The following is a 13594-nucleotide window of genomic DNA, read 5'->3' on the forward strand; positions in this document are numbered from 1 at the left end:
GACATTCGCGGTCGGTGGTCTAGCTGAACAGCATGCCGCCGTTGATGTCGACATTCGCCCCGGTAATGAAGGCGGAATCGTCGCAGGCGAGGAACAGCACCAGATTTGCGCAATCCTCGGGCGTGCCCTGCCGTTTCAGCGGGGTCGCGGCCTCGACGGTGCGGCGGACCTCGTCCCGGGTGTGGAGGTTGTGAAAATCGGTGTCGATCATGCCGGGGCACAGCGCATTGACGCGGATATTGGGGCCCAGCTCCTTGGCCAGTCCGCGGGTCATGGTCATGACGGCGCCCTTGGACGAGGCATAGGCGACCGAGCCGCCGCCGCCGCCGTCGCGGCCGGCCTGGCTGGCAATATTCACGATGGCGCCGGTTTTCAGATGCGGCAGGCAGGCCTTGACCATCAGGAACGTGCTGGTCAGGTTCAGCTCCATCACCGCCCGCCAGTGGTCCAGCGACATCTCGGCGATGGTCTTGCGCGCGATGATGCCGCCGGCATTGTTCACCAGAATGTCGATGCCGCCGAATTCCTTCACCGTCCGGTCGACCAGCGCATCGACGCCTTCCTGCGTGCGCAGATCGCCTTGCAGGGCGAAGGCGGTGCCACCGGCCGAGCGGATCTCTTGGACCGCCGCATCGGCGCTGTCGCCGCTGGCGAAATAGTTGATCGCCACATTCGCCCCTTCGGCCGCGAGTTTTCTGGCGCAGGCCAGTCCGATGTCACGGCCGCCCCCGGTGACGATCGCGGTTTTCCCGGTCAGTTTCATAAGCTCATTCTCCTTGGGATGTCACAGTGCCGGCGCCGCGCCGACATCGAAAGTCTTGGGCACGACGACGCGAAAGCTGCGGTCGTCGGCATCGGTGAAATACAGGTCGCAATCATAGCCCTGATCGTCGAGAAAGCTGAAAATCCGCTTGGGCGCGGCCAGCGCATAGGGCACCAGAAGGGTGGCGATCCGGTGCCGGCTCGACTTGGGGAATGTCGCTTTCAGGCAGGTGCTGACCGGCAGACCTTCGATTTCGACCGGGTCGACCCCGGGAAAGCCGGTGCGCTGGCTGATCGTGGGCGCGCCGGCCTCGGACCACAGGAACTGACCATAGAACCCGGCCCGCTGACCGCGATAGCGAAAGGTGGCGTCGCCCAGCGTCATCGGCGCATTGGCATGCAAAAGCCAGTCGATGGTTACCGGCTGTTCGGCATCTATACTGTCGATGATCACGAAATAATCGTTGTTGACGAAATAGACCTCGCGCAGGGCGCGGGTCACCTCGGGCGAAAGGCTGCGATAGGCCGCTGTGGCATCGCCGCGGATAAAGATGTGGTCGCCCCGGTCCTCGGCGATCTCCAAGCGCCCCGAGGCCTGGATGGCGCGGGCCTTGTCCTTGCCGGCATATTGCCCCTTGCCGTTGATCAGGATGGCATTTTTCGACAGCGTCTGGCGGCGCCAATTCTGGTGCATGGTGCTGTTGAAGGCGACGTAATGGCCGGACTGGATGGCCAGATCCTCGCCGAAGCCGGCAAGGCAGAAAGCGTTCTGGTCGCCGTGGCTGTGGCTGACCGACCCGAAGGGCGAGGATTTCATCACGAACTGGATGTGCTGGTCGGGGTCGTCCATCCGGTGCTGGATGGCGGCCCAGCCGATGCCCTTGAACCAGCGCAGCCGGTCGGCGGGATCGGGCGGGGTGGGCTCGACCGGCGGGAAATCGGTGCGATAGACCAGATCGTCGAAATTGAAATCCCACCAGCCCCAGTTGTAGAACGCCTTTTCGGTGCCGGGGTTGGTGCGGTTGATGGTGTCGAAATACCATTGATAGGCGCCGTTGCCCGTCACCCCGGCATATTGGCGCAGATTATAGCCGATCTTGACGGCGGGCAGGTCCCCCATGGTGCTGTCGTCGCCGAATGTGGCACGGCGGGTGTCGGGCGATTTGGTGTATAGCGGGAAATCACCGGTCTGCTGAAAGAACGGCCGCTGATAGAGGTCAAGACCAGTGTAGGATTTCAGCAGATTGGCCGCGTCGATCAGATAGGCCATGCCGGTCATCCAGTAATGCGGACCTTCCGCCCAGCCGCCCTGATGATCGCCCCACGGCGAATAGGCCGTATAAAGAAACTCGATCGCATAGTGCAGCCAGTCCTCGGCCTCGGGGGCGTCGTCCAAAAGCGCGATGGCGGCGGGGACAAGAACCGCCGACACCGCGCGGACGGCGTGGCTGTCAAAGGGGAACAGGTGGATCTTGGCGTTCCTGATGATGTGGTCCGCCGTTTCGCGGGTGCGGGCCAGAAGTGCTGCGCGCACCATGTCCCGTTCATCCCCGGACAGTTGGTCGTAAAGCCAGTCATAGCCCCAGGCCAGCGCCAGATTGACCCGAAAGGCCCATTCGTCGGTATAGGCGCGCGAGGTCGTGCCGGCCGGGTTCCACGCGGCGGCGGACAACAGCCATTCCCGGGCGCGGGCCAGCATGGCGGCGTCGCCGGTCACCTGACCGCCGATGGCAAGATGGCGGATCGCGTAAAGCAGTTCCTGACAGTCGATATAGGTCCGGCGCCAGATCGCGGCGACGCGCTTGTGGTCGGGATAGCCGGCGGGCTCGGCCATGATCTCGCGGTCCATCCACGGCAGGACCGAATTCTGATAGAAATGCGCCCAGTTGCAATGCGCCGGATCGGCGGCGAGTGCGCTGCGGAATGCGGCCAGCCGGTCGGGCGTCATCCACAGGCGAGGGTGGCTGCGGTCGGCCGCCGCAAGCCGCGTATCGCGCCCGGCAAGCGGGGTTTCGGGCAGCCCCGCCGGGACCAGAAAGCGGCGCGGCTGGCTCCAATTCGTGCTGGGCAGACCCGTGGCCGGGTCGCAGGTGGCATAGGACCAGTAATGCGTCCCCGCTTCCAGCACCGTATCGGGCGTAAAGAAATTCAGCGGGATCCGGGTGAAACTGCGGGTGCTGGCCGCCGGAAACTCGGGATTGGTGGAAATGCGCAGCACATATTCGGCCTCGTCCTCGACCACGGGCAACCATGTGAACCGGGGCGGGTTCTCGACGATCTCGGTCGTCTCGACCGGTGCGTATTGGATCGTCAGACGGCCCGGGGCGGGTTCGTCAAGAACGGGGGGCGGCGGTTTGGGCATTCTGTAAAACCTTGCTTGGTGGCGGTATCGGCCGGATCGGGTGCGAAAGCGCTATCCGGGTGGGGAAGCGGCTCCCACGCGCGGCGCGGCAATGCACCGCGCCGCCCGCGCGGGACGGGACCCCGCCATCAGCCGCCGTACTGGCGCTTGTAGGCCGTGTTCATCACCTCGATGACCTGCGCGTAGCCCATCTTGTTCAAGGTCGAGATATAGCCGTCCCAATCGGCCTTGACGTCGCCGGTGCCCAGCACCCATGCCTGCTGCCGCTCGAGCATATAGGTCAGGATCGACGGCCAGTAGCGGTCATAGATCGCCTGTTCTTCCTTGTTGAAGTTCACCCCGAGAAAGTCGGGAAGCAGCAGGTCATTCGCCTCGTAAAGTTCGATCCCCTTGCGGGCGGCTTCCGAGGTCCATTGCCATTCGTACCGGTAGTCCTGCCAATAGCCGCGCTGGATCTGGGCGCCGATCTCGTACATCTGGCTGTTGACGGCCATGTCGCTGTTCAGGACTTCGGGCTTATAGGTCGGCTCGCCGTTGACCATGTCCCATTGCTGCCCCTCGACCCCGAAATTGGCCAGATTGCGGCCCGGTTCGGTGAACCAGAAGTCGAAATACTTGATCGTCTCGACCGGGTTCTTGTTCTGATAGCCGATCGCCCAGCCGTCCGGTTTCACCGGGATGCGGCGGTGTTCCTCGACCCGCTTGCCGCCGGCCGAGGCGGGGGGCAGCATGGCGACGAAGTTCATCCCCGGCACCTTGTCCGCCAAGGCCTCGTTGTAGCCTGCGGTCGAGGCGAACCAGTCATGGGTCGCGCCGCCAAGGTTTTCCGACAGAAGATAGTCGCGGGCCGAGTTGCCGCGCGTGAAAACCTCGGGGTCGATCAGCTTTTCCTTGTACCAGCCGGCAAGGTTCGACAGCGCGTCGCGATAGGCTTCCTGCGCATAGGGATGCACCACCTTGCCATCGTCGGTCACGTAAAAATCATGGTTGGTGTCGGACCCCGAGGACCGCGCATCCCACAAGGTGACAAGCCGGATCACCTCGGGCCATTCGCGGGCGAAGAAGGGGATTTCGTCCTTGCGGCCGTTGCCGTTCGGGTCTCGGTCGCGGAAGGCGACCAGCACGTCGTGGAACTCGTCCACCGTTTGCGGCTGTTTCAGGCCCAGCTTGTCCAGCCAGTCCTGCCGGATGAAATAGGCCCGGCCGAATTTGCCGTCGGGAAGATAGGGAATGTAGTAATAATTGCCGTCATAGGCGGTGATGGATTTCAGAATGTCGGGGTGGCTGTCGAAAAACGCCTGAATGTTCGGCGCATACTGCTTGACCAGATCGTTCAGCGGTAGAAATGCGCCCTCGGGGCCGTATTGGTTGACCGGCTGCTTGATCAGATGGCCGCCCACGATGTCGGGCATCTTTCCCTGCGCCAGAAGCAGGTTCATCGCCTCGTTGCTTTCGGTGGTGTTGCGCCCGGCCGTGGCATCCTTCAGATGGATGCCGGTCATCGCGGCGGCGGCCTTTTCGACCGGATAATTCTCGTTATAGCCCTGCGAGCGCGGCCAGTGCATATGAATGGTCAGGTTCAGCGGCTCATCGACGATTTTCAGGTCGTCCTGTGCGAATGCCGGCGCGGTCAGCGCGGTCGTGGCAATGATGGCCATCCGGAATGTCAGTGTTCGCATGCTCTCCTCCTGATGCGATGTTCGGTTATTCCTTGACCCCGCCAAGCATGATGCCCTTGGTGAAGTATTTCTGAAGGAAGGGGTAAACCAGCAGGATCGGGATGATCGAGCAGACGATGATCGCGGCGCTGACCGTCTCGAAGGAATAGGCCGATTTCATCAGCGTATTGGCGAATTCCTGATCGTCGCTCAATTCGACGATGACCTTGCGCAGATAGACCTGAAGCGGGATCTTGCTTTCATCCTGCAGCAGCACCATGGCCCAGAAGAACCCGTTCCAGCGCGAAACGATGCAGAACAGCGCGACCGTGGCGATGGCGGGTTTGGACAGCGGCACGAAAACCTTCCACAGCACCTGAAATTCATTCGCGCCGTCCATTCGCGCGGCTTCCTCGAAGGAGGCCGGGATGCTTTCAAAGAAGTTACGCAGCAGGATGATGTTGAAGCCGTTGACGGCAAAGCCGATGATGATGCCGAAATAGCTGTCCAGCAGCCCCAGATCGCGCATGTTCAGGAAAAACGGGATCAGCCCGGCGTTGAACCACATGGTGAAGGCCACCGTCAGGTTCCAGAACCGCCTGCCGTAAAGCTGCGGACGCGACAGCGCGTAGGCGCCGGGAATGATGAACGCGAGGCTCATCAGCGTGCCGCCGATCGTGTAGATGAAGGTGTTCTTGTACGAGGTCCAGAACATCGGTTCGGACAGGACGCGCTTATACGCCTCGAGTGTGAAGCCGACCGGGGTCAGGATGACATTGCCGGCCCGCGCCTCGAACCCGGTGCTGAGCGAAAGCGAGGCCATGTAGATGAACGGGTAAAGCGTCGAGATCGTGAACAGGCCGATCAGGACCATGTTGACGATGACGAAGATCCTGTCGCCGCGGGAATACAGGTTCATGTTGCGCATCGCGTCCGCCCCCCGCCTACCAAAGCGACGTGCGCGAATAGCGCCGGGCGATGGTGTTGGCCCCGATCACCAGCACGAAGGCCACGACGGCGTTGAACAACCCCGCGGCCGCGGCCAGATCATATTGGCCGCCCTGAATGCCCTGACGATAGATGAAGGTGTTGACCACATCGGCGGTCTGGTAGGTCGCCGGCTGGTACAGAAGGATGATCATCTCGAACGAGACCTCCAGCATGTTGCCGATGCGGATGATCAGCATGATGATGATCGTGGGCAGGATGCAGGGCAGGGTGATCTTCCACATCATCTGCCAGCGCGACGCCCCGTCGACCACGGCGCTTTCGTACAGCGTGGGCGAAACCCCGGCGATGGCGGCCAGATAGACGATCGACTGGAAGCCGGCTTCCTGCCAGATCCCGGTGCCGACGAAGATCGGCCGGAACCACTCGGGCTTGGTCAGAAAATAGACCGCATCGAATCCCAGCCATTCCAGCACCGTGTTGACGATCCCGGCCGAGGGCGAGAATGCGGTGATAACGATCCCGGCGATGATGACCGAGGATATGAAATGCGGCAGATAGACGATGGTTTGCGCGGTCTTGCGGAAGGTCTGGTTCAGCACCTCGTTGAACATCAGCGCCAGGATGATCGGGATCGGAAAGCCGAAGATCAGCCCGTAAAAACTGATGATGACCGTGTTCTTCAACGCCCGCAGAAACTGGTCGTTGTGAAAAAGCGTCTGGAAATGCTCGAACCCGATCCACGGACTGCCCGAGACGCCGCGGAACAGGCTGTAATCCTTGAAGGCGATCTGCAACCCGTACATGGGTTTGTAAAGGAATATCAGCAGCCAAAGGATGGTCGGCAGCAGCATCAGGTAAAGCTGCCATTCCCGTTTCAGATGATCGCCGATGCGGACCACGCGACCGGGGCGGCGATAGCGGCGGGCTTCGCGCGCTTCGATGACCAGTTCCTCGGTCAGGGCGCCTGCGGTTTCGGGATCGCTGCTCATGTCGGGTTTGCCTGACCGGGCAGGGCGGTGCCGGTATCGACGTCGAAAACCCGGATCAGTTCCGGCGCGACGGTGAAGCCGGTGGCGCCCTCGATCGCGCCCATCCGGCCGATGGTGTCGCTGCGGATGACGAAGGGCACCCCGGCAAGCGTGGTGTGAACAAGCGCCTCGGAGCCCAGCGTCTCGACCAGATCCGGCGTGACCGGGACCCGGCCGGGCACATCCTTTGCGGCCAGCGTCACGAATTCGGGGCGGATGCCAAGAATGACCTCGCGCCCGGACGCATTTCGCAGCGCCGCCAGCGGGGCCAGCGGAATCCGGTGCCCGTCCACCTCGGCCTCGGGGCCGCGTGGGCCGTCCGTGACCGTTGCGCGGACCATGTTCATCGGCGGTGCGCCAAGGAAACTTGCGACGAATGTATTCGCCGGGTTCAGGAACAGCTCCATCGGCGTGCCGGTCTGCTCGATCCGGCCGTTGTTCATCACCACGATCCGGTCGGCCAGCGTCATCGCCTCGACCTGATCATGGGTGACATAGATGCTGGTCGCGCCAAGCCGGTTATGCAGGCGCTTGATCTCGGCCCGCATCTGGGTGCGGAGCTTGGCGTCAAGGTTCGACAGCGGTTCGTCGAACAGAAAGACCTTGGGACGGCGGACGATGGCGCGGCCCATCGCGACCCGCTGGCGCTGACCGCCCGACAGATCGGCGGGGCGGCGTTCAAGATAGTCGGTCAGGCCAAGGATGCCGCCGACCTCCCTGACCGCGGCCTGTATCGCCGCCGGCTTTTCCCTGCGGATGCGCAGCCCGAAGGCGATGTTGTCGGCCACGTTCAGATGCGGGTAAAGCGCATAGTTCTGAAACACCATCGCCACGTCGCGATCCTTGGGCGAGACGCGGTTCATCACCCGGTCGTCGATGGTCAGTTGCCCGTCCGAAATCTCCTCGAGCCCGGCGATCATCCGCAGCGTGGTGGATTTGCCGCAGCCCGATGGCCCGACCAGCACCACGAATTCCTTTTCGGCGACCTCAAGGTCGATGCCGTGAACCACCTGCAGGCCGCCATAGGCCTTGACGATGCCGTCCAAACGCACCCCTGCCATTCCACCTCCCTTGACCTGTTGCCCTTGGCCGGCACGTCGACCGGATCCGGTTCCAGGGTTCGTCAGTCGCCTCGTGACCCGGATTCGGGGCCGATAATGATTCGTATAACAATTTTCGACTAGTATACTAGTATTAATTTGAGGTAGGCGTATCGGGACGGTATTTCGCGCAGATTCGGTGTCTGTCGCATGGGCGGCCATCGGCATGGGCAGCGGTCGGAGGGGGAATGATGAAGGTCACCGAGGTTCTTGTGACGCCCATAGCCATCCCCGATGTCCCGCTTGCCAATACCAAGGGCGTGCACCAATCGGTGTTCCTGCGCGCGGTCATCCAGATGCGCACCGACACCGGGCTGGTTGGCCTGTCGGAAACCTATGGCGCCAAGCGCACGCTTGCGGGGCTGCGAAAGCTCGCGCCGTTGCTGGAAGGGCTGGACCCCTATGATCTGCGTGACCTGCGCCGGCGCATCGACGCCGCGTTGGCGGATGCCGGCGGCATCAACGCGCCCACCGCTCTGGCCGATCACAAACTGACTGATGTCGTCTTTAGCGCCTATGAGATCGCCTGTCTGGACCTGCGCGGCAAGGAACTCGGCCGACCGATGTACGACCTTCTGGGGGGTGCTGTCCGCAAGAAAATATCTTTCGGCGGTTACCTGTTCTTCAAATTCGCCAAGCGCGACCTGACATTCGGCCCGGACATCATGGGCGAGGTGATGACCCCCGATGAACTGGTCCGGCAGGCCCGCGCGTTCGTGGACGAATACGGTTTCCGCTCGCTCAAGCTCAAGGGTGGGGTGCTGGAGCCGGATCTGGAAATCGAGACGATGCTGAAACTGCGCGAGGCTTTTCCGCATCATGCGCTGCGCATCGACCCGATGGGCGCGTGGACGGTCCCGACCGCCTTGCGGGTCATCGAAAAGCTGGACGGCGTGCTGGAATATCTCGAGGATCCGTGTCGCGGCATGGACGCCATGGCCGCGCTGTCGGCCCGAACCGATATGCCGCTTGCCACCAATCTTGTCGTGGTCGAGTTCGAACAGGTCATCGAGGCGATCGGGAAGGATGCCGTGCAGATCATCCTGTCGGATCATCATTACTGGCGCGGTGCGACCGGCGCGATCCAACTGGGCGAGATGTGCCGCGCGGCCGGGCTGGGGGTCGCGATGCATTCAAACTCGCATCTGGGCATCTCGCTGGCCGCGATGTGTCACGTCGCGGCGGCGACGCCGAACCTGAGCTATGATTGCGACACGCATTATCCGTGGTCGACGCGCGAGATCATCAAGGGCGGCCGCCCCCGCTTCACCGATGGCGCGGTCCGGGTGCCCGAAGGCCCGGGGCTGGGGGTCGAACTGGATGACGTGGCGGTTGCCGAACTGCATGATCTGTATCAGCGGGCGATGGTCGCCGATCGGGATGATACGGACGAGATGCTGAAATACATTCCCAATTTTGTTCGTAAGGTGCCAAGATGGTAGAATACGCCGACGGCCTTGCAGGAAAGGCGCAGATGCCGCAACTGATCGACCGCCGGACCAGCGTCGACGTGATCTTCGATCACCTTTATGACCGGATCACGAAGCTGGAGCTTTTGCCGGGCGAGAAAATCTCCGAGGCCGAGATCGCGGCCAGTTTCGGCGTCTCGCGCCAGCCGGTCCGCGATGCGTTCAGCCGGCTGGCGAACCTTGATCTGTTGCTGATCCGTCCGCAGAAGGCCACCGAGGTCAGGCGGTTTTCGACGCGCGAGATCACCAAGTCACGCTTTGTCCGCGCCTCGGTCGAAGCGGCGGTCTTGCGGCTGGCCGCCGCCGCCTGCGACGGGCGGGGGGCGACACGGCTGGAGCACGAACTCGCCGCGCAGAAACAGGTCGTCGTCGCGGGCGATTACGCGGCCTTCGGCCGGCTGGACTATCAGTTCCACAAGATCCTGTGCGAGATCGCAAATGCCGAATTCGCCTTTGAGGTGATCGCGACCGAAAAATCCAAGGTCGACCGGCTTTGCCTGCTGAGCCTTGAACAGGAAAACCGGATGCCGCTTTTGCTTGAGGATCACCGCGCCATCGCGCAAGCGGTGATCGCCGGCCGGCCCGAGGATGCGGTCGCGGCGGGCATGGAACATCTGTCGCGGCTGGATGCGACGATCGCCGCCGTTTCGGCCAGCAATGCCGGGTTTTTCGATCCGTGAACGCTGACGTTGCGCCGTCCCTGCGCGGCTGACACGGCTGTTCATCAGCCGGTTGCAGCTATCGGCGACCTTGGTGGTGTCGCTGGCGCCGTTCGCGGATTTCGTCAAATTCCGGTTCGTTGACCCGCTATATTAAGGGCGCATGCAGGCGCGGCGCCGGATCGTCAGGTCGGCTGAACTCGCCGATAGGAAATGTCCCGCGCCAGCCAGCAGCCAAGCCGCAACCCGGTGACGCGGCCATCGGCGTCGCTTTGAAATACCGCCGTCCAGTCGCCGGGGGCGGGCGCGTCCATGCTGCGCCGGGTCGCGACGGTCCAGACATCCGGGCCGACGGGGGCCATGCGCTCGACCGCGCCGCTGCCCAGCATGCCGTGAAAGCGGCAATAACAGCCGCCGTCCCCTGCCATGATCTCTATCTCGGCGCCGGTTTCGTCCGACGCATAGCGCCCCGCGATCCGCGCCGGATCTGCGGTGTCGACCGTGGCCAGCGGCGCAAGCACCATGCGGCTGTTGTCCTTGGCGCGGGTCATGATCAGGTGGTCGTCGTCATGGTCAAGCGTCACGGCGGGACCGGACAGCCTGTCCGCATCGCTTTGATGCAATGCGTCCGGGCCGGTCGCATAGCGCAGATAGGCGGTCTGGCGATGCTGCTGCACGCGCGCAAGCAGGCCGTTCGGCGCCAGCCATTGACCGGTCCAGCGGCCGGTTATCGCGGGCGCGGGCGCCTCGTCCCGGCCAAGGGCGGCCTCTGCCAGCGCAATCGCGGCGCCATGGGCATCGGCTTCGTGGTTGAAGATCACCACCACCGACAGGCGCGCTTCGCGGCTGTTCAGCCGATGCGCCCGGAACCCGCGCAGCGCGCCGCCATGGCCGGTGAAATCAAGCCCCGCGATGGTTTCGCGCGCCAGACCATAGCCGTAAAGCGCCGGCGTGCCGTCCGCGAAAAATGGCTGCGTCGCGGCGCGGCGATACAGGCTTTGGGCATCGTCGCGCGTGCGGTCGATCCAGATCTCATAGGCCAGCATGTCATTCAGCGACGCGACGATGCCGGCATCACCGATCCAGTAGATCCCGTTCCGGGCCGGGAAATGGCCGACCGCCGCATTGCCCTCGTAACCGATGACCTGATCGACAGTTTGCCCGGTATCGGGCGACAGCACCGCCGTCGCCATTTCGGCCGGGTCCCAGATATGGCGGCGATAGAGCGTCTCCAGCGGTGTATCCGTTTCGGTCTCGATCAGTTCGGACAGGATGCGGAAATTCGCGTTGCAATAGGAATATTCGCTGCCCGGCGCGAAATGCCCGGTCCGCATCCGGGCGATCAGCGGCAAAGCATCGGCGCGGCGGAACGGTTGCTCGGCCTTGGCGCCGTGCAGAACCGTCAGGGCCCAATAGTCGCGCAGCCCCGACTGATTGTCGCATAACTGCCGCGTTGTCGGTAACGGCTCGGCGAAATCGGGCAGGTATTGCCCGATGCGGTCGTCAAGGCGCCCCGGGTCGTCAAATTCGGCCAGCAGCACCTGACAGGTGAATTGCTTGGAGATCGAGCAGATCGGCAGCCGCGCGGTGACGCCCATCTGTATGGCGTTGTCCAGATCGGCGTAACCCCACGCCCGCGCGGCCACGATCCTGCCGTCCTTGACCACGCCCGCGACGCCGCCCGGCCCCGGAAACCGGACCGGCAGGCCATCGAGGGCGCGGTTCAGCGTGGTCGGATCCATATCGGTCATGTTCGGTGCCCCGGCGGTTGATGCCGATGCAGATACCCTCAGGCGCCGCGAACCGCCAGACCGCCGTCGACGCGCAGGATTTCTCCGGTGATGAAGGCGGCCTGATCCGAGGCGAGGAACAGGACCGCGTCGGCCACCTCGGCGGACTGGCCGAAACGGCCCAGCGGATGGGCCTTGTTCCAGATCTCGATCAGCGCCTTGCCGCCGTCCTCTTGCGCGGCAAAGACCTGTTCGTTCAGCGGCGTCATGATGGTGCCGGGCGCGACCGCGTTCACCCGGATACCCGCCGGGGCAAGATCGACGGCGGTCTGGATGGTCAGCGCGTTGATCGCCCCCTTGGCGGCGGCATAGGCCGGCCAGCCGGTAAAGCCCCGCAGGCTTTGGACCGAGGACATGTTGACGATGGCGCCGCCGCCGCGTTTGCGCATTTCGGGGACCGCGACGCGCATGCCGCGCCAGACGCTGGTCAGGTTGGTGTCGATGACCTCTTGCCAGTCCGCTTCGTCGATTTCGTCGACCATGCCCTGAAACGGCCGGGCGGCGTTGTTGACCAATATGTCGATGCCGCCGAATGTTTCGACCGCCGCATCGGCCATCGCCTGCATCTGCGCCATCTGCCGGACATCGGTTTCGATGAATAGCGCGCGCTTTCCCAGATCGCGGGCCAGCGCGCTGCCGGCATCGCGGTCCACATCGGCCAGAACCACGCAGGCCCCACGGGCGTGAAACGCCTCGGCGCAGGACCGCCCGATGCCCTGAGCGGCCCCTGTCACGATCGCGACCTTTCCGTTAAAATCCATGATGCCCCCCTGATCCGCCATGGTTGCATAAAGCCAGACAAGACGCGCGGGTTCAAAGCCTTTCAGGGCGGGGTCGGATGATCGGGGCGGGGTCGGGTGATCGGGCAGGGTCGGGTGACCGGGCGGTGTCGGCGATTGTTGGGGCGCATGAAGGGGGTGACGATGACCAGAACCGTATTGATAACCGGCGCGGGTTCGGGGTTCGGGCGCGGCGTGGCGCTGGGGCTGGCGAGGGCGGGGCATGGCGTTATCGCGTCATGCCAGATCTGGCCTCAGGTCACCGACCTGCGGGTCGAGGCCGCGCGCGAGGGGCTTGATCTGCGGGTGATCAAGCTGGATGTCCTGTCCGCGATCGACCGCGCCCATGCGCTGGGTTTCGATTTCGACGTCCTGTTCAATAACGCGGGCATCATGGAATCCGGCCCGGTGGCCGAACTGCCGCCCGAGATCGTGCGCCGCATCTTTGACACCAACGTCTTTGCCGCGCTGGAAATGGCGCAAGGAGCAGCACGGAAATTCATCGCGGCAGGCGCGGGGCGGATCGTCTGGACCTCGTCCGTGGCCGGGTTGGTCAAGGTCCCGTGGGACGGCGCCTATTCGGCCAGCAAATACGCCGTCGAAGGGTTCTGCGCCGCCATGCGCGAGGAACTCGCCCCCTATGGCGTGCAGGTCTGCACCGTAAATCCCGGCGCCTATCGGACCGGGTTCAACGACACCGGGATGGAATCGCAGGATCAATGGTGGGGGCAGGGGCCACGGGTGATGCGCCACTGGCCGGTGCGGGAACTGACCCGCCAATCCGACCCGGCCGAGATGATCGCCGCGATGATCAACGTGCTGACGATGCCAAACCCGCCCTATCGCACCGTGCTGCCCGAGGCTGCCGCGGAAATGGCGCGGCGCGAGCAGACCGAGGAATGGGACAAGCGGCTGTAACCGACGCCCGTGCGGTAACTCACGCCCGCCAACCCACGCCCGCCGTGATGGCCGGGAATGCGGGCTGCTTCTTGCAGGGTCGGTTTCCGGCCGCGTTTTACACGTTATGGGTGTGGTC

Annotated in this window: 11 protein-coding genes; 3 read left to right on the forward strand and 8 right to left on the reverse strand. The window is 63.6% G+C overall.

Annotated elements, in window-relative coordinates; all coding sequences use genetic code 11:
- Window positions 1-19 precede the first annotated feature (19 nt).
- From ACFSCT_RS06580 to ACFSCT_RS06605, 6 genes are all read right to left on the reverse strand, one after another.
- Complete coding sequence (locus ACFSCT_RS06580) at window positions 20-763, reverse strand: SDR family NAD(P)-dependent oxidoreductase (RefSeq protein ID WP_379141184.1); 744 nt, start codon at window positions 761-763, stop codon at window positions 20-22.
- 21 nt (window positions 764-784) lie between these two features.
- On the reverse strand, window positions 785-3124 hold the full coding sequence (locus tag ACFSCT_RS06585) for a DUF4962 domain-containing protein (protein WP_379141186.1): 2340 nt from the start codon (window positions 3122-3124) through the stop codon (window positions 785-787).
- A 128-nt stretch (window positions 3125-3252) separates the two neighbouring features.
- The gene (locus ACFSCT_RS06590) at window positions 3253-4803 is read right to left on the reverse strand and encodes a type 2 periplasmic-binding domain-containing protein (protein WP_379141188.1); all 1551 of its coding nucleotides are present in this window, start codon (window positions 4801-4803) and stop codon (window positions 3253-3255) included.
- A gap of 25 nt (window positions 4804-4828) precedes the next feature.
- Window positions 4829-5701 (reverse strand): carbohydrate ABC transporter permease, encoded by an 873-nt coding sequence (locus tag ACFSCT_RS06595; protein ID WP_379141190.1) that lies wholly within the window; start codon window positions 5699-5701, stop codon window positions 4829-4831.
- 25 nt (window positions 5702-5726) lie between these two features.
- A complete protein-coding gene (locus ACFSCT_RS06600) occupies window positions 5727-6722 on the reverse strand; it encodes an ABC transporter permease (protein WP_379141191.1) in 996 nt (331 codons plus the stop codon).
- On the reverse strand, window positions 6719-7822 hold the full coding sequence (locus ACFSCT_RS06605; protein ID WP_379141193.1) for an ABC transporter ATP-binding protein: 1104 nt from the start codon (window positions 7820-7822) through the stop codon (window positions 6719-6721). The genes ACFSCT_RS06600 and ACFSCT_RS06605 overlap by 4 nt, the downstream gene beginning before the upstream one ends.
- A 227-nt stretch (window positions 7823-8049) precedes the next feature.
- Here ACFSCT_RS06605 and ACFSCT_RS06610 point away from each other — a divergent pair, with 227 nt between their 5' ends.
- On the forward strand, window positions 8050-9303 hold the full coding sequence (locus ACFSCT_RS06610; RefSeq protein WP_379141195.1) for an enolase C-terminal domain-like protein: 1254 nt from the start codon (window positions 8050-8052) through the stop codon (window positions 9301-9303).
- Window positions 9297-10010, forward strand: a complete 714-nt coding sequence (locus tag ACFSCT_RS06615) for a GntR family transcriptional regulator (RefSeq protein ID WP_379141197.1) — start codon at window positions 9297-9299, stop codon at window positions 10008-10010. Before ACFSCT_RS06610 ends, ACFSCT_RS06615 begins: the two co-directional genes overlap by 7 nt.
- A 164-nt stretch (window positions 10011-10174) precedes the next feature.
- Here ACFSCT_RS06615 and ACFSCT_RS06620 read toward each other — a convergent pair whose 3' ends face one another.
- Both ACFSCT_RS06620 and ACFSCT_RS06625 read right to left on the reverse strand, forming a co-directional pair.
- Window positions 10175-11740 (reverse strand): D-aminopeptidase, encoded by a 1566-nt coding sequence (locus ACFSCT_RS06620; RefSeq protein ID WP_379141198.1) that lies wholly within the window; start codon window positions 11738-11740, stop codon window positions 10175-10177.
- A 38-nt stretch (window positions 11741-11778) separates the two neighbouring features.
- Window positions 11779-12540: an SDR family NAD(P)-dependent oxidoreductase gene (locus tag ACFSCT_RS06625; protein WP_379141200.1), complete on the reverse strand. Its 762-nt coding sequence runs from the start codon at window positions 12538-12540 to the stop codon at window positions 11779-11781.
- A gap of 162 nt (window positions 12541-12702) precedes the next feature.
- Between ACFSCT_RS06625 and ACFSCT_RS06630 the strand changes: the two genes are divergently transcribed.
- Entirely contained in the window at window positions 12703-13476 is a 774-nt protein-coding gene (locus ACFSCT_RS06630) for an SDR family oxidoreductase (RefSeq protein ID WP_379141202.1), read from the forward strand.
- Window positions 13477-13594 lie beyond the last annotated feature (118 nt).

This window comes from Paracoccus pacificus (genome assembly GCF_042680785.1).
In the GTDB taxonomy this organism is placed as follows: domain Bacteria; phylum Pseudomonadota; class Alphaproteobacteria; order Rhodobacterales; family Rhodobacteraceae; genus Paracoccus; species Paracoccus pacificus.